General features: G+C 54.6%; 21 protein-coding genes and 1 tRNA gene. 8 read left to right on the top strand and 14 right to left on the bottom strand.

Annotated elements, in window-relative coordinates; all coding sequences use genetic code 11:
• Positions 1-107 precede the first annotated feature (107 nt).
• A complete protein-coding gene (locus KF784_02530) occupies positions 108-1001 on the top strand; it encodes an HDOD domain-containing protein (GenBank protein ID MBX3117913.1) in 894 nt (297 codons plus the stop codon).
• A 60-nt stretch (positions 1002-1061) separates the two neighbouring features.
• Here KF784_02530 and KF784_02525 read toward each other — a convergent pair.
• Both KF784_02525 and KF784_02520 read right to left on the bottom strand, forming a co-directional pair.
• A tRNA-Ile gene (locus KF784_02525) sits at positions 1062-1138 on the bottom strand.
• Positions 1139-1260: 122 nt separating this feature from the next.
• Positions 1261-1977 carry a polysaccharide deacetylase family protein gene (locus KF784_02520; GenBank protein MBX3117912.1) on the bottom strand — a complete coding sequence of 239 codons (717 nt, stop codon included), beginning with the start codon at positions 1975-1977 and terminating at the stop codon, positions 1261-1263.
• 130 nt (positions 1978-2107) lie between these two features.
• Here KF784_02520 and KF784_02515 point away from each other — a divergent pair, with 130 nt between their 5' ends.
• From KF784_02515 to KF784_02495, 5 genes are read left to right on the top strand one after another with little or no spacing between them, the layout of a single operon-like run.
• On the top strand, positions 2108-3853 hold the full coding sequence (locus tag KF784_02515) for a PQQ-binding-like beta-propeller repeat protein (GenBank protein ID MBX3117911.1): 1746 nt from the start codon (positions 2108-2110) through the stop codon (positions 3851-3853).
• 8 nt (positions 3854-3861) lie between these two features.
• Complete coding sequence (gene dprA / locus KF784_02510; GenBank protein ID MBX3117910.1) at positions 3862-4917, top strand: DNA-processing protein DprA; 1056 nt, start codon at positions 3862-3864, stop codon at positions 4915-4917.
• Entirely contained in the window at positions 4914-5975 is a 1062-nt protein-coding gene (locus KF784_02505) for an amidohydrolase family protein (GenBank protein ID MBX3117909.1), read from the top strand. The genes dprA and KF784_02505 overlap by 4 nt, the downstream gene beginning before the upstream one ends.
• A gap of 8 nt (positions 5976-5983) precedes the next feature.
• Positions 5984-7813, top strand: coding sequence for an APC family permease (locus KF784_02500; protein ID MBX3117908.1), 1830 nt, complete (start codon positions 5984-5986; stop codon positions 7811-7813).
• Positions 7810-8619 (top strand): STAS domain-containing protein, encoded by an 810-nt coding sequence (locus tag KF784_02495; protein ID MBX3117907.1) that lies wholly within the window; start codon positions 7810-7812, stop codon positions 8617-8619. Before KF784_02500 ends, KF784_02495 begins: the two co-directional genes overlap by 4 nt.
• Before the next feature lie 21 nt (positions 8620-8640).
• Here KF784_02495 and KF784_02490 read toward each other — a convergent pair whose 3' ends face one another.
• From KF784_02490 to KF784_02440, 11 genes are all read right to left on the bottom strand, one after another.
• Complete coding sequence (locus KF784_02490) at positions 8641-9582, bottom strand: threonylcarbamoyl-AMP synthase (GenBank protein ID MBX3117906.1); 942 nt, start codon at positions 9580-9582, stop codon at positions 8641-8643.
• Complete coding sequence (gene aroE, locus KF784_02485; protein MBX3117905.1) at positions 9579-10388, bottom strand: shikimate dehydrogenase; 810 nt, start codon at positions 10386-10388, stop codon at positions 9579-9581. The genes KF784_02490 and aroE overlap by 4 nt, the downstream gene beginning before the upstream one ends.
• Positions 10388-11566: a YqeG family HAD IIIA-type phosphatase gene (locus tag KF784_02480; GenBank protein MBX3117904.1), complete on the bottom strand. Its 1179-nt coding sequence runs from the start codon at positions 11564-11566 to the stop codon at positions 10388-10390. The genes aroE and KF784_02480 overlap by 1 nt, the downstream gene beginning before the upstream one ends.
• Positions 11563-12588, bottom strand: a complete 1026-nt coding sequence (gene mltG, locus KF784_02475; GenBank protein MBX3117903.1) for an endolytic transglycosylase MltG — start codon at positions 12586-12588, stop codon at positions 11563-11565. Before mltG ends, KF784_02480 begins: the two co-directional genes overlap by 4 nt.
• A complete protein-coding gene (ruvX, locus tag KF784_02470) occupies positions 12560-12982 on the bottom strand; it encodes a Holliday junction resolvase RuvX (GenBank protein ID MBX3117902.1) in 423 nt (140 codons plus the stop codon). Before ruvX ends, mltG begins: the two co-directional genes overlap by 29 nt.
• Positions 12979-13731: a hypothetical protein gene (locus KF784_02465; protein MBX3117901.1), complete on the bottom strand. Its 753-nt coding sequence runs from the start codon at positions 13729-13731 to the stop codon at positions 12979-12981. Before KF784_02465 ends, ruvX begins: the two co-directional genes overlap by 4 nt.
• Positions 13732-13750: 19 nt before the next feature.
• Positions 13751-14410, bottom strand: coding sequence for an ABC transporter ATP-binding protein (locus KF784_02460; protein MBX3117900.1), 660 nt, complete (start codon positions 14408-14410; stop codon positions 13751-13753).
• Positions 14407-15486, bottom strand: coding sequence for an ABC transporter permease (locus tag KF784_02455; GenBank protein MBX3117899.1), 1080 nt, complete (start codon positions 15484-15486; stop codon positions 14407-14409). The genes KF784_02460 and KF784_02455 overlap by 4 nt, the downstream gene beginning before the upstream one ends.
• Positions 15487-15600: 114 nt before the next feature.
• Positions 15601-16278 (bottom strand): RibD family protein, encoded by a 678-nt coding sequence (locus KF784_02450; GenBank protein ID MBX3117898.1) that lies wholly within the window; start codon positions 16276-16278, stop codon positions 15601-15603.
• The gene (locus tag KF784_02445) at positions 16279-16878 is read right to left on the bottom strand and encodes a DsbA family protein (protein ID MBX3117897.1); all 600 of its coding nucleotides are present in this window, start codon (positions 16876-16878) and stop codon (positions 16279-16281) included. It lies immediately after the preceding gene.
• Positions 16879-16934: 56 nt separating this feature from the next.
• Positions 16935-17819, bottom strand: a complete 885-nt coding sequence (locus KF784_02440; protein ID MBX3117896.1) for a dihydrodipicolinate synthase family protein — start codon at positions 17817-17819, stop codon at positions 16935-16937.
• Positions 17820-18012: 193 nt separating this feature from the next.
• Here KF784_02440 and KF784_02435 point away from each other — a divergent pair, with 193 nt between their 5' ends.
• The gene (locus KF784_02435) at positions 18013-19335 is read left to right on the top strand and encodes an HlyC/CorC family transporter (GenBank protein ID MBX3117895.1); all 1323 of its coding nucleotides are present in this window, start codon (positions 18013-18015) and stop codon (positions 19333-19335) included.
• Positions 19336-19339: 4 nt separating this feature from the next.
• On the opposite strand, the gene KF784_02430 is transcribed toward KF784_02435, so the two are convergent.
• Complete coding sequence (locus tag KF784_02430; protein MBX3117894.1) at positions 19340-19810, bottom strand: hypothetical protein; 471 nt, start codon at positions 19808-19810, stop codon at positions 19340-19342.
• A gap of 94 nt (positions 19811-19904) precedes the next feature.
• Between KF784_02430 and leuC the strand changes: the two genes are divergently transcribed.
• Positions 19905-21284 (top strand): 3-isopropylmalate dehydratase large subunit, encoded by a 1380-nt coding sequence (gene leuC, locus KF784_02425; protein MBX3117893.1) that lies wholly within the window; start codon positions 19905-19907, stop codon positions 21282-21284.
• The last annotated feature ends 71 nt before the right edge of the window (positions 21285-21355 follow it).

Here is a 21355-nt window from a genome sequence, read left to right as displayed (position 1 = left end):
TTTGAAAATGGGTTGAGCTGCTGTATGCCAAAGCGGAGACTTCCGATAAGTGTTAGTGTCACGGGCATGGTTGTTCAACCGCCGGGTCTGGGACATGGGGAGGGAGAATGATCGATCAAGGCGCGTTTCACGCAAAGGGACCCAAATTAGATTCGTTAAGAATCATGATCCGGCGCAAGGATCAGACATCGCCGATGCAGGCGATTATCGTACAAGCACTTACGGCGATCGCTGCTGGGGAACCTCCTCGCGACGTGGCTGAAGTGGTAGGCAAGGACCCCTCTCTTTCTCTCAAGGTTGTTCGAGTGGCGAGTTCGGCGGCATTTTATGCAAAGCCTGTGCAGTCGATTCGCCATGCCATTGATTTGCTTGGACCACTTCAGGTCGGCAGCATTTTGGCAAGTTTGCAGATGGTATCGAACTCAGACAGCCTCAGCAAAGTTCAGGGCATGGATCAGCAGGGGTTTAGGCTGCGGTCCTTGCTAACTGCTGGGACAGCACGAACTATCGCACGAAAGATCGGGACGGTTGATCCTGACCTTGCCCACATCACCGGTTTGCTCTTGGATTGTGGCTATCTTTGTATGGCAGGGTTTTTTCCGCGTGAGATGAGCATGGTTGCCCTCTCGGCAAGTCAAGCGCCAAATGAAGACGTGCGTGGAATTGAGAAGTATTACCTTGGATTTGACCACACAGAAGTTGGCGAATTAATGACGGGCGAGCACGGATTGGCACAAGCAATCTGCGAAGCAAGTCGTTGGCATCACGAGCCGATTTTTGCTTCGGAGCCGAACCGAGCGTTAGTCGACATTGTGCATCTGGCGGACTGGATAGCGGCCAAGCTTGGGTACACGACTTTCCCCAATTCGGCGATTCCAAAGCTCGACGACTATGCGTGCAAACGTCTGGGCATCCAACCCGCCGATCTTGAATCGATGTTTGGCCCGCTCATGACAGAAGCGATGCAGCACGACAGCGCCATGGGTGATCTGGCGGCGTAGCCTTGAATCGTGGTTAGTGTGAGAATCGCCCGCATTGCGGGTTATCGCTTTGGGAAGTTTTGGTGGGCCCAGCTAGATTCGAACTAGCGACCTCACCCTTATCAGGGGTGCGCTCTAACCAACTGAGCTATGAGCCCGCGACTAACCGAATTCCCGCGACCGCCTTTGATCAATTGTCAACTTGACTCTTTTTGACCGTGCAGTAAGGCCGGGGAAGCATAAGATACCTCAATATTTTCGGAGGGCGTCAAGCCTGTTCCTAGGCCACATAGTCTTCGCGGCGCTTTGTCGATGGCAGAAGCGGCCTTAAGAAGAGTTTGTAGAGCAGGGAGGGTAGACGGTCGCCGTATGAGATGACGATGCGGGGAAGAGCCAGTTTTTGATCCGTGGGGTTTGCAGGACGGCGGCTGAGAGCGAGCCCTACTGTGTAGCCAAGGCTTTGAGCGGCTTGAAACGTGGCTTGATTGTGCGAACCGTACGGATAGGCGATTGTCGTTGGATGGATGTTTAGATCAACCAGCACCTGATGACATTTGGTGAGTTCGTGCAGTTGTTGGACTTCACTTAACTTCGACAGTCGGGGGTGATTTGCGGTGTGATTTCCGATCTCGAAACCGAGGTGGCTCGCATCAATAATGAGCTGAGTATCGGCGAGTTTAGCCGCGCGGACGCCATCCCATTCGGAGCTTTTCCCGGTTAGAGAGCTCACCACGAAGATCGACGCGGTGGCGCTTTCTTGGCGCATGACCTCGATGCCTGTTGTGAGCGTCGAAGTGTAGGCGTCATCGAACGTTAGGCATACGGCCCTTGAAGGCCAGTGATTTGCGAGATCGCATGCTTGGACAAAGCTGTACTTTCGTCTTGCAAAAAAGCGGATGTGACTCCTCAAGGTTTCCGGCTCGACATTGAGCCATCTCCCTTCTTCTTTGAGGGTTCCGACTTTGTGGTAGCAAAGTATGGGTAGAGCTTTCGACACAGAATCCGCCTTCGATTTAGCATAGGATGATCGGTTTTGAGGGCATTTTGCAGTAATCGCAGTGACGGAAGCCGTCTTCGAAGCGTCCGATGATATGACCCTGATTCTCTGTCTGCATAGACAAGCAGGCTTGATTACCGTTAAAATCAGGGAAGCGTTGGTCTTTGGACTAATGCGTTTGGAGGTTTATACAGGTATGCGAACGTCGCGCATCATAGCGATCGGAACACTGGCGCTTGGTCTTTTGGGCAGCGCACTCGCCCAATTCTCAGGCCCCATTCCTCTGGCTTGGCGCTGGGCATATTCCACGCCCGTGTCCCCCACCGGAGCTCCGGTCGTGTCAAAGGGGATGGTTTATGCAGCGGTTGGCCAGCGCATGTTTGCGCTTGACATGGAAACCGGCAACCAGAAGTGGCGCTATCCATTAGCCGATCCGATTCCAGGATATTTCCGCAACGGGCTTGTGCTCGTGGGTGATGTCGTGGTCGCCGTCGGTGACAATCAGATCGTTTACGGAGTTACCGCAGATCGCGGAGAGGCAAAGTGGGCCTACGCTTCGGATGTCCCGATTGTGGGGCAACCGGTTGTCGTTGGCAACATCGTCTTGTTCATGCTTTCTGACAGCACTCTGATGGCTATCAATGGAGCGACCGGTGAGAAGGTTTGGAATGCTCCTTACAAGGTCTTTGCTGGACTGACTGGGCAACTGGCTTCTTATGGGAATTCGGTGCTGTTTTATTCCAGCGACAACTCCCTGACGAGCTTGAATGTTCTCTCGATGAAAGTAGATTGGAATCGACGCTTTACAAACGTCAATACAGATTCCCAGCCTGCTGTTTATGGAGACTATGTCTACGCGAGCGCTGGAAGCTATGTCGTCTGTTTGACGGCACGTTCTGGTGGTGTGCGTTGGCAGCAGAACACGGGTGAGCCTCTGATGTTCGCTCCTGCAGTTTCCTCGGAAGGCGTTTTTGCGGTAACCCGCGATGGAAAGGCGTTCCTGTATGAGCCGCTTGGAGGAGCCCCGAAGCTTCGAGGCAAGACGATTGAATTAGGTTCGTATCCGTCGGTCCGGCCCTCGGCAGCTGGAAAGATGTTCGTTCAGCCAACGACCGCGGGCAGCATTGTTGCGGTGAATCCGGCGACGGGCGACGTTGTATGGAGCTTCTTGATTCGTCCGTTAGCAGGTACAAGCTTTACCACTGAGGATCCGAGCAGCAGCGGACGCGGCGGTTCGGGCCGTGGCGGTGGCGCTGGATTTGGCGGCGGCGGCGGCGGTGGTGGACTTGCTGGTGGTGGTGGCGCAGGTGGCGCTGGCGGACAAGCACAGCCTCCGACCAATCAGATTCCGCTTGCGATCCCTGCTTCAGGCCCAGTCGTTCTTTCTGGGAAGACCCTTCTTGTTCTCGCACAAGACGGCAGCCTGCTGGCTTTCGATCCCGATAATGGCGTGGACTTGACCGGTCCCAAGATCAACATGATTTGGCCGAATCCCGGTGACCTTGTTGGAGGACCTCCTCTTGAGATGCTGATCTCCATCGACGATGAAGCTACCGGAGTGAATAGCTCGACGGTTCGGATTGAGGTTGATGGCGAGGAGATGGAGTTTGAATACGGTCGCGATGGCCTTGCTATCGTTCGGATTTCTCCTTACACCAAGAACAAGCCGCTTTCGAATGGGCGCCGTACGATTAAGGTAACGGCGACGGACTGGATGGGCAATACGACGGTGAAGGAATATGGCGTCACTGTTGACAATGCGCTTCCTCCGTCGGTACGCCCGGCGAGCACAAATCCAGGCCAGACCGGCGGACGCACTGGCGGCCCCGGAACAGGTACTGGCGGTGGCGGCCGTGTTGGCGGCGGCGGTCTTTAGACTGTGGCATGAGCCGTTCTCTTGGCTCGGCTGATTATTGGCAGTTCCTCCTTGCGGCGGAACTGCCTTTTCATAAATTAGAACCGGTTGTCCGATGGCTTGAGGGCAATTCCTTGCCAGACGCCCGCCAGAGAATCTTGGCGTGTCCATTATTATCTGATGCCGAAAGGCAACGCGTGGAGCGGACACGAACGGATGGGCTTGAAAAAGCGCTTGCGCTGGGTGTGCAGGCGATTTCAGTTGTTGATTTGCCCTTGAGGCTACAGCCAGTGCGCACCTTCTTCGCAGGTTTGTTTCTTTGGGGTGACCGACAGATTTTTGAGCAACCGACGGTTGCGGTAGTTGGCACTCGTGCAGCTTCGACGTATGGGAAGGCGGTCACTCAGAAATTTGTCGAGCGTTTGGTGGGGGCAGGGGTGGCTGTTGTCAGCGGTGGAGCCCTCGGGGTGGATGCGGTCGCGCATCAATCGGCGCTGAAGTGTGGTGGGAAGACGGCGGCGGTGCTTGCGACAGGGATCGAAGGCGTTTATCCAGCCTCACACAGAACTCTCTTTCAGCAAATACGTGAGAGCGGCTGTTTGGCAAGTCAGTTTGCGGTTGGGCACAAACCTCGGGAGCATACTTTTCTACAGCGCAACGCGGTCATTGCGGCCCTCTCGGATGCAGTATTGATTATTGAAGCGCCAGAGAGATCGGGATCGCTGGCTACGGCGAATGCGGCGGTTGAATTGGGTAAGCAGGTCTTTGTCGTGCCTTCTAACGTCAGTATGAGCAGCTTTCGTGGATCGCATCACTTGATTAGGCTTGGAGCTACGCTGGTGGATCATCCCGATCAGATTTTGGAGGACCTCAACTTGTTGGACCTTTCGAAGCCTTCGGGACGGCGAGAGGTAGCAGAGAGCGATCACGCGATTTTGAAAGCCCTGTCCGTTCATGCGATGCCAGCGGAGAAGATTGCGATGGAGTTAGGTTTGGATCCTGCAGATGTGCTGAGCGAGCTGACGATTCTTGAGATTGATGGCAAGGTCATACGCTCGGACGGGGGGTACATCATCGCGCCATGAAGTACGTCGCCGACTACTTGGGTTCGGAAGGGTTTGGGAGCTATTTGGTAGATTGGTCGGGGCCTTCGCCGACCTTTGAACGCGTTAGCCGCCCGCCGCAACTGACGCTGGTTCCTGGGTTTGTGGATATTCACTTTCATGGTGCGTTTGGCATCGACTTTATGTCGGCGAGTACCGAGGATCTGCGGGTTTTATGCCGGGGTTTGGAGAAGGTTGGTTATGAATCGGTCCTGATGACGACGGTGACGGCCTCGGTTGACGACGTTCAGAAGGCGATGAGTCAAATCCCTGCTGATGAGCCGATGATTGCGGGAGTGCATCTTGAGGGACCCTTTATCAGTCCAGAATTCCCGGGTGCGCAGCCTCAATCTGCAATTTTGGATCCGCCCGAGGGTGGCTCGGGGTGGGATGCGATTTTTGACGATCCTCGTTTGAAGGTTGTGACGATGGCACCGGAACGGCCCCGTGCCTTGGAGTTGATTACACGGCTATCGGATCGTGGCGTGATTGTGAGTATGGGACACACGAACGCTATGTTCGATGAGGCGCGCTTCGGATTTGAGTTTGGGGCGTTGCATGCGACGCATATGTTCAATGCGATGAGACCGTTTCACCATCGTGAGGCGGGGGCGGTCGGCTACTTCTTGACCAACGACGCAATTGCAACCGAAGTTATCTACGACCGTATTCATGTCTCCAAGGATTCCATGCGTTTACTTCTGAAAACGAAGTCTCTGGATGCAATTATCGCGATTAGCGACAGCACTATGGCAACCGGGCTCACGCCGGGGACGAAGCTTGACATGTGGGGGACGGCTGTTACGGTCGAGCGTGATAGGGTGACTGTTTCTGGAACGGAGACGCTTGCGGGCAGTTCGATTACCTTGCTTAACGCATTCCAAAATTTGGCTGAAGATTTTGGAGATGAGGCCGCCATCCGGCTTTGTGCTCACAATCCTCGCAGAGCCCTTGGTATAAAGGGAGAGCCACGCGTCTTCTGCGAGTTCGACAAACGGAAGGAGTTGGTCGGCCTGCGCGTGCTTAGCTCGGGCTCGTAGGCGTTCTTATGTCTGTCTATAGCAAACTGAAGCGGGTTCTCATCGGCGACCCGATCCAAACAAAGCACGCCCATCACGAGAGGCTTCCCAAAGTCTTCGGCCTGCCCGTTTTTGCCTCCGATGCCTTATCTTCGGTCGCTTACGCCACAGAAGAGATTCTGCTGGTTTTGATGCTAGCGGGCGCGGCGGCGATGCCCTTTGTGTTCGACGTTTCGTGGTGGCTGGGCGGCTTGATGCTTCTGATCGCCTTTAGCTATTACCAGACGATTCACGCTTATCCAAAAGGTGGCGGCACCTACCTTGTGTCTACGGAGAACCTGGGCTCGGGCGCGGGGAAGATCGCGGGCGGCTCGTTGCTGATTGATTACGTTCTGACCGTTGCGGTGTCGGTTTCGTCAGGCGTCAACGCTATCATCTCACTCTATGCCGATACTAAGCCATATGCCGTAGGGATTGGTGTTGCCGCGATTTGTATTTTGATGATCGCAAACTTGCGAGGCGCGAAAGAGTCGGGAATGCTCTTTGCGATTCCGACCTACACGTTTGTTTTCTTGGTTTTGGCTTTGATTTTTAAGGGTGTCGTTGACACTTGGGGAGTGCCGCACCATGTGGCGACTGGTATCGCCGAGCCTAACGAAGGCTGGCATGCGGTGAACGCATTTCTGTTGCTGCGGGCGTTTGCAGCGTCGTGTACGGCCCTTACGGGTACGGAAGCGATCGCGGATGGCGTTCAGGCTTTTCGCCCGCCCGAGGCCAAAAATGCGGCTTTAACGCTGATGATGATGGTTGGCCTTCTGATGACAATGTTCATAGGGCTGAGCTATCTGGCGATGCATGAAGGGATCGTGCCGATGGCGCAGGAGGCCACGGGTTACAAAACCGTGGTCGCCCAAATTGCGGACAAGCATTTCAGTTACAACCTGTTTTATGCGATGCAGCTTGCAACGGCACTGATCCTCTTTTTGGCGGCGAATACGGCATATGCAGACTTTCCTCGTCTGTGCAGCTTTGTGGCGAAGGACGGCTTTCTTCCGAGGCAGTTGGGGACGGTTGGCGACCGGCTGGTTTATCAGAACGGAATTGTTCTGCTGTCGCTTGCAGCCATCGGTCTGATCGTCGTTTATAACGCGAACACACACTCCTTGATCCCGCTATATGCGATGGGCGTATTTATCTCCTTTACGATGAGTCAAGCAGGGATGTGCTTGAAGTTTAAGCGTGAGGGTTCGCCAGCTTGGAAGACGATACTCAGTGGCGTTGGAGCGGCGGTCACGTTCGTCGTGCTGGGGATTCTGCTTTATACAAAGTTCGCAGAGGGCGCATGGCTGATTGTGGTTGCGCTGACCGTTCTGCTCATCGTGTTTAGCTTTATTCGCAAGCACTACAACTATCTTGCGAAGGAGTTGAGCGTTGAGCCGGATGACAAGATCATCCCGACCAGAACGACGGTTATGCTCTTGGTGCCTCGTTTGCACAAGGGAATCCTTCAAGCGATCTCCTATGCGCAGGCGATGACCAAGGATGTGCGGGCGATCCACGTCACGCTTGACCCATCGAACGTTAGCCAGATCAAGCAGGACTGGACCAAGTTTGGCGCAGACATGCCGCTGGTCATCCTAGAATCGCCGTACCGATCTTTGGTGACGCCAATCGTGGAATACATCGATCAGACGTTGGCGGAGGACCCCGATCTCTTGATCACCGTGATCGTGCCACAAGCTGTTCCGAAGAACTGGGTTCAGTCGCTTTTGCACTCGAATGCAGCTGTTCCGCTTAAGATTGCGTTGGCGAAACGTAAAAACGTCGTCATCACAAATGTGAGGTATTTCCTTAAATGATCGTCGAGAGTTATGAGGACGTCATTATTCTTTCGGGCGCTCTTCGCTCGAACTTTTGGCAGACTGTTCATACCGCTATTTCGCTGACTTTGAAGCGGCATCCGAGCGGTGTCATCATCGATTGCTCGGGCATTACCGAGTGTACGGTGGAGGGGGTTGACACCTTTCGTGACATCCTGCACTTTATTGAGTCGCAGGATGCACGTGTGATCGTTGCGGCGGTTCCGGCGAACATTCGCGATGTGTTTCGCAGCGTGCCTGAGGTTCGCTCACAATTGCCGGTCGCGGAGACAGTGGATGACGCTCGCCGGTCTTTGGATCTTTTGGTTGAGACTCCAGGGAAGAAGAAGCGCAAGCCAGGGCCGATGTTTAGCTCGAAGCTGGTGTTGCTCCTTCGGGGTGAGGAACAGGATCGGGATGGGCTTGAAGCGGCGATCCGAATGTCACGCGATTTTAGCTCGCAGGTGGTGGCAACTTTTGTAATCGTTGTGCCTCGGCACCAGCCTTTGACAGCGCCAATGTCGGAGGATGAGGAGTTGGCGAAGAGCGCTTTTGAGCCAGCGAAGGCTATGTTGAGCGAGGCGGACGTGAACTTTGTTGTGAAGGTCGAGCGCGGGCGAGACTTTGCCTCGACTCTTGAGGATGTCGTTCAGGAAGAGCGCGCGGACTATCTCCTTGTGCCGCTCGCTTATGACGGCAATGCGGTTGATGAAGAGCTGAAGCTCGTGAAGTCGATTCTAACGAAGGTGCAGGGGACCGTCGGATTTCTGCGACCCAAGCCGAGATCGATCGATGCTGGCAAGTAGCCGTCGCTTTTTTGCTTTCCGTTAGAAATCTTCGTCCACGTCACCAGCGGCGCGGATGATTCGATCCCAAACCGCTTCCCATTCTGGGTTTTCGGGGGGACGTTCGATGAAGATCGTTTCTGGATTCTGGGTGTCCACTCGATGCAATGCGTCGTAAAGTTCTTTCGCGTAGTGCACGGGGTCGGCAGGCATGTGCACTTGGTGAGGTGGATTGGCCTCGCCAAAGGTAAGACCGGCGCTGTCGGGTGGCAGAACATCGACGAGCATCGTCGGGGCGTTTGGGGAGTAATGCTTGGGGAATAAGCCGGGCGAACGCTTTAGCGACGGGTGTGGGACGGCCCCGAGCGGGGACCCGATTGCCGCTTGGATATCTGCTCGGGAGACGGCACCAGGTCTAAGAATTCGGGGCGGATGCTCGGTTACGTCGACAACGGTCGATTCCAGTCCAACGATACACGGACCTCCGTCGAGAACGGCATCTACTCTGTCAACAAAGGTTGGATCAAGGTGGTCTACTCGCGTCGCGGAGAGGTGCATGAACTTGTTTGCACTTGGGGCGGCGAGGGGGGCCCCAACTGCTTCGATGAGGGCGTGTGCGACGAGGTGTGACGGCATCCTAACGGCGACCGTATCAAGCCCGCCAGTGACAATGTCTGGGATAAGATCGGTCTTCTTGAAGACGAGGGTGAGGGGCCCGGGCCAGTAGCGTTTTGCCAGGGCTTGACCCGACTCAGTCCAGCCTTGAATGTACGGCTCAATCTGCTCAATGCTTGAGATGTGGATGATGAGCGGGTTATCGGCGGGTCGGCCTTTTGCGCTGTAGATTTTGGCAACGGCCTCTGCGTTCGTCGCAACAGCGGCAATGCCGTAAACGGTTTCTGTTGGAATGATTGCTAAACCGCCCGAGCGCAGAATGTCGGCCGTCCTACTGATGTTTTCCTGCGTAGCGGGGAGAAAGGTCATCGGATTGCATTCATCATAGCCTCTCGGGGGGCTTGCTTGTCCAGCCACCACTCGAACGACCTAGCTCCTTGGGCTACCAGAAGATGTCTGCCATCTATGCACTTTAAGCCAGCGGCGGATGCGGAATTCAAGTACGGCGTGAGGCCATTTGCGTAGTAGAGATCGTATGCGATGGCGGATTTATTGGCTTTGGACCAGTCAATTCCGAGGTCGTCATCCGCGATGCCGCTAGCGGTAGCGTTCACGACAACGTCGTAGCCCTCAAGGTCGATTGATTCGTGAAGAGTGGCTTCGAGATCGAATTCATCGAGCATTGCTTGTGCTCGGGCGTACGTTCGGTTCCAGAGTCCGACGCTGTAACCGGCGTCGAGTAGTGCGGTGACGATGGATCGCGCAGAACCGCCAGCACCCAGAACGAGCACCCGGCTATTTTGATTTACGTTCAGGTCGTTGAGGGTGTCCATGAACCCAGGGCCGTCGGTGTTGATGGCTTGACGGGCGGCCATATGCACCGTATTCGCGGCTCGAACTCGTTTGGCAAATGAATCGACGCTGCCGGTCCAAAGAAGTACTTCTTCCTTGTGCGGGACGGTGATATTGGCTCCTACGTAGCCGAGGCCGCTGAGATGCTGGAGGGCCATGCCTACTTCGTGGGGTGGAACGCGAATCGCCACGTATTTGTAGGGCAACTCAAGGGCACGGTATGCCGCCTCGTGCATCTGGGGGGAAAGGGAGTGAGATACGGGATCGCCGATTACTGCAAAGTCGGCTTTCGGGGCTTCTTGCCAGGGGTAAGTTTGGGGCATTACTCTTTCTTTTTGAAGGCATAGAGTCGCTGACCGAAGAAGTTCCAGAACGCAGCAATGCCGGTAGCGACGATGATGGCGATCCTCGCACTCATTTTTTCATCTCCGGGGATTGCGTGGTTTAGCGCAGAACTGATGACAACGTTGATCAACCAGCCGATGCAGGAGATCACAAAGAACTTCCTTAGCTGGGCAAGGCGGTCTTTTCTTCCCTTGATTCTAAATGTCCATCGGCGATTCCAAAGGAAGCTATTGATCATGCCGAAGGCACCACCGGTGAGCGCGACGATGGGATAGAAGGCTTCTTTTGGCGTGTTGAAACCACCGAGCAGATTGGGAAATTTTTCGATCAGGGTTTGCCCGGCGACATCGCTGAGGAGCCCACCTTGATAGGGGATCGCGAACAGCATGGTCATGCGGATGCAATAGTCGATTGCAAAGGACAGACCACCAACGATGCAGAACTTGGCAAACTGCCTGACGATTGGGCGCTTGAGCAGTTCGGCTGCTCCGGCCTCGCTCGGCATGAGGTCGAGCTCGTCTTCGGTGCCGGCCTGGGGGTTTCCCTCTGTCGAGCCCAGAATCTCTGTCTCGCTGTTTGTGGGCGGGTTGTTTGGATCTGTCGGTGGATGCATAGCTCTGTAAAGTGTTCGGCGGACGATACGTTCGCCGAGTCGGCTGATCTTTGTACCCGGAAACTCGCGTGGAGCCATCTGGAGAACCCAGATGGCGTCAATGCCAGCGCGGCTAGCCCCAAGAACGTCGGTGAAGAGTTGGTCGCCGATCATGATGGCTTCTTCGGGCTTTGCGTTGAACTGTTGGAGTGCTTGCCTATAAATGGTGGGGTTTGGCTTGAATCTCCCCCTGATGAACGGAATATCCATCAATTTGGACAGGCGCTGAAGTCGATCGGGGTGGCGGGTGTTGCTTAAAATGCAGAGATTGATGTCGAGAGCCTTTAGCGAGGCGATCCACTCGAGGGTCGCTGGGGGAACGACTTCTGACTTCCAGGGAAGCAGGGTGTTGTCCACGTCGAGCAGGACGAGCTTTTTGCCTGAGGCAGCGATATCTTCGGGCTTAATGCTAAGGATGCTATCGACGGACTCAATAGGACAGAGCGCTCGGAAAGGCTTGCGCATTCGCTCCTTGGCATATTTGCCGATCTTGAATCCTTTCATTTTGCTTCCTTAGCCTGTTGGGCGAGGGCAGCTTTTCTGAGGGCAATATTCTTCAGGTGTTCTTTGTATGTGCTGCTAAAGAGGTGCTTGCCTTCGGGGAGAGCCACATAGAACAGATACGGATGACTCGACGGGTTTAGTGCGGCGGTTACGTTTCGTATGGTGGGGGAACAGATGGGCCCTGGGGGGAATCCCTTAATACGATAGGTGTTGTACGGCGAGTCTGTGTTTCGGTAATCGTCGTAAGTGAGTCTTCGCCATTCTTGCAATCCATAGAGGACTGTAGCGTCGATCTGAAGGGGCATTTTTTGCTTTACACGGTTTTCGATTACGCCAGCGACGATAGGGCGCTCATTATCTAGTTTGACCTCAAGCTGGAGCATCGACGCGAGAGTCAGCGTTCGGTTGAGGTTTGTGTCTGGTGGCAGCTTTTTGTAGACTTTTTCTTCGAATGTTTTGAGTTGTCGAATGATCGTTTGTCTTGCTCCCAGCAATGGGGGCAGGTCGTATGTGTCGGGGTAGAGATAACCTTCGAGCGTGCCGGTTTTCGGGAGTGGGAAGCCAACTTCTGACTGAAAAGCTTGGGGTGTCTTGATCAGCTTTGCGTATTCGGTGGCGCTGGCGACCCCTTTCTCTTCGAGAAGCGGGCCGACTCTTGAAGCCCAGTAGGTTTCAGGAATTCGCACCATTTGTCGAACAGGGTTTTGAAGCGTCTTGTAGACCTCCTCTATCGTGCTTCCAGGTTTGACTTGGTACGTTCCGCGCTTGACCTGACGTGGGACTTTTGAGATTCGGGAGTACCAGTCGGCAACGGTTGCGTTTCTGACAACTCCCTTTTCTTGGAGGTTGTCGAGGACTGCGCTTAGGGTCTTTGGGTTGTCGTATCGCATGTAGAAGGCTTTTGCGCTGTTGGTAGGCTGAAGTTGTGTGTACCCCCAATAGGCTATGGCGCTCACGATGATGGTGAGAGTTAGGGCGAGTTTTAGGAGGCGCTTAAGTCTGCTGGGTTTCTTTTTCGCCATGCCAGTACCTCTCCAAGATTCTAACTGCGGCTTCGCCGTCTCGCTGCTTCCTGCGTTCACTGGCCTTTAGGCCAAGCTCTGCCAAGTCGGACTCTGCCAGGACGCTGGTGAACGATTCGTCTACGGTTTCCACTGTCCATCCAAGTTCGCGAAGGATTTCGCCAAGCTTGCCGCACACCCGTGCCATTCGATCCTCGCCATCGGGGTTGAGGGGAATGCCGAGAATGAGTCGATCTACCTGTTCAGTCCTCGCAAGTTGGGAGATTGCCTCGGCGTCTTTTCGCAAAGTCCCTGAGGCCTCAATAGGCTTCCGAGCGGTCGCTACTTGGTGATCGGACTCTCCGATAGCAATGCCGATCCTCTTTGAGCCAAAGTCGATTCCAAGGACCCTCAACGACTAAATGCCTCCACGAGTTCCTGGTGGAAGAGTCCGTTTGAGCTTAATGCTTCGTTGCCCAGCGCTTCGCCGCCGTCCATTGTTGTAAAACGTCCACCTGCTTCTCGGACGATGATTGCCATCGCTGCGATATCCCAATGTGAGACGATGGGGTCGATCATGGCTTCAATCCTTCCAGTTGCAACGAGGGCATGCCCGTATGCATCGCTCCATGTGCGGGTGGCTTGCGTTTGTTCGGCGAGTTTGAGAAGGGATGACATGTGGCCTTGTTTTGCCATGCTTGAGTGGCTTCCACAGGATAGTGTCGCATTCTTGACGGTGGGGTGCGCAGAGACCCGGCATTGTTTCCCGTTCCAGAATGTCCCATGACCACGCTCGGCATAAACGACCTCCTCGAGGGCAGGAAAGTAACAAACGCCGAGTTGGCCACCTTGCTCGTCTTCGTAGGCGAGGAGGGTGGCGAACAGAGATACACCACAGACGAATGACTTTGTACCGTCTATGGGGTCCAACACCCATCTCCCGTTCGTGCCTTCGGTGAACCCTTCTTCTTCGCCGAGGATGGATTCGCCGGGATATTCGCGTTCTATGGCCTCTCGGATGATGCGTTCGGCGCCTCTGTCGGCGACGGTTACGGGTGAATCGTCGGCCTTTAGTTCGACTTTGGTGTTGGCATTGAAGTGGGCTAGCGTGAACTTGCCGGCTCTATATACGGTTTCCAGGGCGAAGATGAGCCGGGGCGACATTGGGAGATTCTACCGTTGCCTAGCGAACAGCCTGAGTCTCTTCGACCCTTCCTTCTATGATCTGGAGAACTCGGTTTGCCTTTTCGAGCATGGTTGGGTCATGCGTGACCATGATGAGGGAGCCGGTTCCTCGATGCTCATTAAGCAATTCGACGACTTGGAGGCCATTTGCGTGATCGAGTGATGCCGTCGGTTCGTCGGCGAAGATCGCACGAGGGTTACCTATGAGGGCGCGGGCTACACAAACCCGTTGGCGTTCGCCGCCGGATAGTTCGTGAGGGAGACTCTTCATCTTGTCTTGAAGGCCAAGTTTTGCAAGGAGGTCTTCGGCGTGCTGAAGTGGGTTTTGCACTTGGGTCGCGAGAAGCACATTTTCTATGGCGGTGAGATATCCGAGGAGGTAAGGCTGCTGGAATATGAATCCGAAGTTGCGGAGGCGAAGGTGACTTCGCTCCTCATCGGAGAGGGTGTTTAGGTCTTGCCCGTCGTATGAGATCCTTCCTTCGGTAGGAACTTTAAGTCCGCTAAGGATATACAGCAGCGAAGACTTGCCTGATCCTGATGGGCCGAGGATGCCAGTAAATTCTGCGCTGCCGATGGTGAGGTCGATCTCTCGGCAAGCATGCACGACTTTGTCATGATCGCTGTAAACAAGAGATGCGCTTTCGGCGCGGATCATACGAGTCTCCTTTCGACGATGGTGACAGGATCGAATTGCCGGAAGCGCAGGATGACCGTTGCAACGCCAACGATCATGATGGCAAGGGGCACGGGGATCGTGTATGCGTAGGCAATCGGGTCGGCCGTACTGATGAAATAGGCGTTTGGAACGAAGAGCTTTTGCTCGACTATGCTGAGGAGGACGAAGGATGCGGCTACCCCAAGCACCCATCCTGCGGCGAGCACCAAGATTGTTTCCTTCATTACTCTTGCGATGAGTTGGCGTTTTGTGTAGCCAATGGCTTGGAGAAGCCCAAATTCGACGATTCGCTGCCCGGTGTAGATATTGATGAGCATCCCCATCATAACGGTAATCACGAGCACAAGCGTGCCTATGACGACATCGAGAACTCGGTAGAGAGTGCCGAAGTTGTCGTTTGTGTCGCGTTCGAGGATGTGGTAGGAGAAGACCGCGGCTCGTTGGCCTTTGAACCGTTCTTCGCTCCATCGTCCGAGGGCGTCGATCTCGGCGGGGTCCTTTGTCATTGCGATGACATTGTCGATGGGCGGGAAGTGATTTTGCCTCTGATACTCGATGTCGCTGAGCATGACCCACTTGTCAGTTTCGGCGATGCCGACAACCTTGACGCTTTTTGGGGAATAGAAGTCCGCCTTTGTTGGACCAAGGAGTTCTTGGCCGATCTTGATTTTGAGGTTGCGTGCAACAGGCTCGCTGATTAGAACCTCGGGGGCTCCTGGGGCTGGCATCCGCCCTTGAAGCGATTGAACGTTGAGTCGATCAAGGTAGTACTTGGCGTCGTCGGGCGCCATTCCTAGCACGACGAAGGGCCACTTGCCCACGATGCTGTTTACAACGGCTCCGGTCACCCGGCATGTAAAAACTCGGTCGAGCTCGTATGGGGATTCTTTCTTGAGTGTCTCTTCGATGACGGGGGTTGCGGCGACATCACCGCGAGGCGAGACCCCAACCATGGACTTGGAGTAGGAGTAGATGGTCCGAATTGAATAGGGGATTGAATTCATCATCGAGACGATGCCGCTGATGAGCATTACCGCGAGAACGATGACTCCCATGAGGGGAAGGGATTTACTCGCGTTTCGCGATAAGTAGACAATCGGGCGCAGCGGACGCAGGGTATGTCGTCGTTTCCTCTCTTTTTTGTGCGTTCCTGAGAGATTCATCTTTCCCTATCGCGGGCGGCGGTAACGAATGAAGACTTCGTTTTCAAACTGTTGAACGGATTGAATTTCGAAGTTGAGGAGTTCCGATCTTGGCAGAGGTTCTCCGCCTGCGTAGTTTGGCAGGTCTCGGCCGAGTTTGATTTTTGGAGCGAGGGTGAGGAAGAGTTCGTCGGCAAGATCGAGCCTCAGCAGTTGGGCGTTAAGTTCACTGCCGCCTTCGCAGAGCAGCTTTTCAATCTTAAATTCGTTCCTTAGAGTTCTCAGCGAGGCGTGCCAATCTTTGGGGTCTTCAAGTCTTACGACCGAGATGCCTTTTTCCGCAGGCACGATGGTAGAGGGCGGGCAGATAATGATGGATTTTTCTGGCGCTTCTGTAAAAAAGCGACAATTGAGATCAATGTCCATTGAGCGTGTAACGACGATTCGGTACAAGTGCTTGGCATAGGACATTTTGGAGTTTGCGCGCAGGGTCGCGGCACCGATCATGACGGCATCGGCTGCGTGTTCGATAACTCGCATCATTCGATGGTCCATGTCTGTTCCGAGATCCTCGACAGAGTCTTCGCGAGAACCGGTCACGATCTTGCCGTCGATCGTGGTGACCATGTTCATAAAAACGTATGGACGCTCGGGTGGAGCTGGAGGGAACTCCAGCCCTTCGTAGAGATTTGGGAGGTCAGCCATTTAGCCCAACTCCTTTCTGAGTGCGTTCGCGATGACTCGATAGGGTTGCTCCGAGTATCGCTCTCCTCCGATCCAGAACGTGGGGATGTTGTACACGCCTGTTGCGTAAGCCGGTTCGTCGTATCCGATGATGCTCTCCTGAAATCGTTGTTCTTTGACTGAGGACTCAAGTTCCGGGATGTTTGTAACGATTCCTTCGGCGAGTCTCAAAAGTGTAGGAAGGTCGTTGATGTTTGTGGCTTCGGTCCAGTAGGCATAGTAAAGACGCTCTACCAGTTCGTTCTGTGTACCTTCTGTTTTGGCGAATTCCACGGCCTCGTGGGCGTTGTGTGTCCGGATCAGTGGGTGATAGTTAGTTGGAGGGTCCATATCCTGGGCCGCATAAGCAAGGGCCATTCGTGAAGGGGTTTTGGGGCGTTCTGGGTACTCGATGGGGCGTGGCGCGGAGGGCCCAGGGAGTTCCAAAGCTTCAGGATAGAGTTCGTAGCCGCGCCAGTCAAATTCGATGTCGAATTCTTTTCGGAGTTTGAGGACCTGGAAGAACCCAACCCAGCACCACCCGCAGGTGAAATCGTGGGCGACAGGAATGACGAGCGGCATTAGTGAGGTTCTACCAGAAGGCGTGGGATAGTGGCTGGGTAGGTGGGTAGGTGGCGCTATATGGTAGGCGTAAGACTTTTGATGAGGTCGGTAACTTGGGTTACGGCTGCGCCGTCGGCTTGGGTGAGGGGAAGTCGGAGTAAGGGGGTCGACAGAACATCTTGGCGGTGAAGGATGCCTTTGTGGGTTGCGGGCTGGGGGGATTTGCGGAGAGCTTCGATGACGGGCAAAGTCAACTGAAACTTAGCTTCAGCCGATTCGCGGTCACCGGCTAAGTATTGTTTGACGATTTCGACGATCCAATGGGGGATGCTGTTTGTGGCACCGCTGATGGTTCCACTCCAACCCGTTTGAAGGGCCTCTATGAGCAAAGTTTCATCGCCGACGAATAGAACTTGGTCCTGTCTTTTGACTGCTTCTCGAAAGGTTTGCAGGTTTTCTCGGTTTCCGCTGCTGTCTTTTAGGCCAGCGCAGTTTTCGTGAGCTGAGGCTTCTGCCATGAATTCGGCGGTGAGGGTTATGCCGGTTCGTTGCGGGAAGTTGTAGACGAGGATTGGGAGAGGAGAGCGATCAAGGAGCTCTGTGAACCAATCTTGAATTTTTTCAAGGGGTTCTTTGAAATAGAAAGGGGGCATCACGAGGGCGGCAACGGCACCTGATTCGTGCGCTTGTTTGCAGGACCAGATTGCTTCGTTGAGGCTGCACGTTGCGATGCCGAGGATGAGGTCGAGCTTGCCCTTGAGTGGGCTGGCGTCCGATAAAAGATCGCGCTTTTCGGGTGTGGTAAGCGATGGCCCTTCGCCATTTGTTCCGGCAAGGACAACGCCGGTGCAGCCCGCTGTTTCGAACCATGCGAGAAGCCTCGCTACGGACGGTCTGTCGATTCGGCCTTTGTCGTCGAATGGTGTGACGGCTGCGGGGTAGACGCCGGGGTGGACCATGAGATTGATTATGACGTTGGGTGTTGCGAGAAAAGGGTTTGTCGCAAAGAACGCAAGACATAAGCGGGGAGCTTGCAGCTAGCAGCAGGAGCTTGGAGCGGGACGTGTGCAAGGGGCTTGGGACAGGATGGTGTTTAGGGAGAAATGGTCAAATTGCACGGGGAGGCGTGAGTCTTTGATACAATAAGCGCGAATGGAAGACAACCCGGCGATACAGATTATCGTCACTATCCTCCTCATTATCGGCAGCGCGTTCTTTGTGGCGACCGAGTACGCGCTTGTCAGCGTCCGTCGCAGTCGGATTGAGGCACGGGCGAGAAAGGGAAGCAAAAACGCCAAGCTTGTTCTGCATGCTTTGGACAACATGCAGTCGAACGTTGCCTCGATTCAGGTCGGCATTACGATCATTGGGATCTTGGTCGGTTCGCTTTCGGAGCCGTACGTTCATCGTATGCTGTCGCACGCCATTCCTGTGCCTGAGACAGGGATCGCCCGTGCGGGAGTTACGGTCTTTTCTTTCGTTCTCATCACTTTCTTTCTCGTTGTGCTTGGCGAGCTCATTCCGAAGTATCTGAGCCTTCGGTTTGCGGACGCGCTTGCGGTTTTTCTTATTCGACCTTTGCAGCTCTTCCGAGTGCTGCTGTTGCCTTTGGCGTGGCTTGTCGATCGTTCAGCAGCTGTGCTCTTACGCGCGATAGGGATTCGCACTGACGACGTTGTGAGGGATGCGACTGAGAAAGAGGAGCTCATCATGATGATCCGGGCGGGCGCCTTGGGGGGCACTCTTGAGAAGGCACATGCGGAGATGGTTTCGAGAACCATCAAGCTGGATCAATTGATGGCGAGGGACATCATGATTCATCGCATGGATATCGGTTGGCTTGAGGTTAGCCTGGACAAGGAGGAGTTAATCAGAGAGCTTTCGGAGATTCCGCACAACCGGATTCCCGTTTGTCGGGGAGATGTCGATGAGGTGTTGGGTGTGGCGTACCTGCACGACATTATGAAGAAGTTTAACGATCCAGCGTTTGACCTTGAGAAGATCTTGCGACCAGCGGTGATGGTGCCGGAGAACTTGACGCTTGATCGGCTTGTTCAGACGATGAGGGAGTCGAAGTCGCAGATTGTGATCGTTTTGGACGAGTACGGTGGAACGAGTGGGATGATTACCTTGGAGGACGTTGTCGAGGAAGTCTTTGGGGACCTTGAAGATTCGTTAGAAAGTGATCGCCCTACTATTGAAGTCCATGCGAGCGGACGTATCTCTGCGCGGGCGGAGATACGCTTTGATGAGCTTGTCTATTTTCTTGGTGTTGAGTTGCCGGAAGAGCCTTCGACCGATACACTGGCAAATATCATCGTGACGAGTTTAGATCGGATACCCCGACCGGGCGACCATGTTGAGACGCCGCTTGGTTTGCTCAGGGTTGAGAACATGACGCGAAAGCGGATTACGCGGGTCGGCCTGCACCCAACTCGTGAAGTTGCCGAGAAGGTTGCAAGCCGTCCCCGGTAGCTGTTTAGTTTGCTGCCAGTTTGTCGGTGGCGACGACTTTGACGTTTTCCCAATCGAGGTAATCACCGACGATGCTGTTGACCATCGACATTTCACACTCTTTGCAGCTGTAATAGGCTTCAAAACCGGCGTTGAAGACGTCCTCCTGTAGCTCGAACCCTCCAGCTTTTCCCGTAAAAACGATTTCAAGGTCCCACTCCACTGTGTAGGCGAGCACCACGCCGCCGAGGGCTTTTGCCCGATCGAGTGACGTTGTCAGGAAGGGTCCTGGTCGCCCGTTCGTTCCTTGGGGTGGACCGAGTTTCCACCACTCCGGGTCTGGTTTGGTGCCGACGTAGAGCACGGACCCGGATTTAAGCACACGGCCTGTGTACCATGTCTTGTGTTCAGGCACCTCGTTGAACTCGCCCTTGAAGTAATCGTCGTAATTACAGGGAAATTTGCCAAGCCATTGGCAATCGCTATCTAATGCCATATTTGCCTCCCCGACAGTCTTGGCGGACCGTCACTCTCAAAGTATCACAGTTGCGGCAAAAAAGGAACCTGACGGTTGGCTCATAATAAGGTTCATGCCGACGCTTTTTGACAAAGTTTGGGATCGCCATGTCGTGTCTGACCTTCCGGGTGGAGGCCAGCTGCTCTATATCGACCGACACCTTGTTCATGAAGTGACTTCACCTCAAGCTTTCGATGGGTTGCGGCAGTTTGGGAGACCCGTTCGCAGGCCCGACCTTACCTTTGCGACAGTGGATCACAACGTTCCAACTGACGGTCGAGAGATTGATGAAAGCACGTTAAGCGGAAAGCAGTTAGCGGCGCTAAAGAGGAATTGCGACGAGTTTGGGGTGCCGCTGTTCGGCTATCACGACGCGAATCAGGGCATCGTCCACGTTATTGGTCCGCAGCTTGGCATTACCCTGCCTGGACTCACGATCGTTTGTGGTGATAGCCATACCTCGACGCACGGCGCTTTTGGTGCGTTGGCATTTGGGATCGGCACCACTGAGGTGGAGCATGTTTTGGCGACGCAAACCCTGCGTACGCCCGGCAAAGCCAAATCCCTCGGGATTGAAGTTCGCGGCGAGCTGCCCGAAGGGGTGGGGGCGAAGGATGTGATCCTGGCGATTATCCGCAAGATTGGGGCTGGTGGGGGCACAGGGTTTGTGGCGGAGTACTTTGGCGAGGCGATTCGGAAACTCTCGATGAGCGGGCGAATGACGATCTGCAATATGTCGATTGAGATGGGGGCTCGAGCTGGGTTGGTTGCTCCCGACGATGTGACGCTGGCATACGTCGCGGATGGCGATAAGCCATATGCGCCCAAAGGCGCTGACTTTGAACGGATGGCTGCCGATGCGAAGGGGTTGAAGACTGATGATCCAGGTGAATTTGATCGACATGTGACCCTCGATGTCGGCAATCTTGAGCCCCAGGTTTCCTGGGGAACAACACCGGCGATGACAGTGGATATTAGTGGCAGCGTTCCTGAGCCAGCGGACAAGACAGAGTCGCGCGCACAGATGTATATGGGGTTGAAGCCGGGGACACCGATGAAGGAGATACCGGTGAACGTGGTCTTTATCGGGTCTTGTACGAACTCGCGGATTGAGGACCTGCGTGAAGCGGCGAATGTTGTGCGTGGACGTAAGGTTGCAGAAGGGGTGCGGGCTTTGGTTGTCCCAGGCAGCGAAGCGGTTCGTGGATTGGCAGAGGCAGAGGGACTTGATCAGGTTTTTAAGGATGCCGGGTTTGAGTGGCACTTCTCGGGTTGCTCGATGTGCCTCGGCATGAACGGGGATATCGTTCGACCAATGCAACGAAGCGCTTCCACGAGCAATAGGCCTTATGAGGGGCGGCAAGGTCCGAGTTCACGTACTCACTTGGTCAGCCCTCGAACTGCGGCGGCAACTGCGATTGCTGGGCGGTTTGCTGATGCTCGGGAGCTGTGATAAAGGGCTGCCATTTGGCTCGTAATTTTGCCGTACAATAAAGCATCTTTTTGCGAACGGGACCCTGTTGT

This window comes from Fimbriimonadaceae bacterium (assembly GCA_019638775.1).
In the GTDB taxonomy this organism is placed as follows: Bacteria; Armatimonadota; Fimbriimonadia; order Fimbriimonadales; family Fimbriimonadaceae; genus JAHBTD01.
Note: the sequence above shows the minus strand (reverse complement) of the source record. Positions and strands in the feature narration are given on the sequence as shown.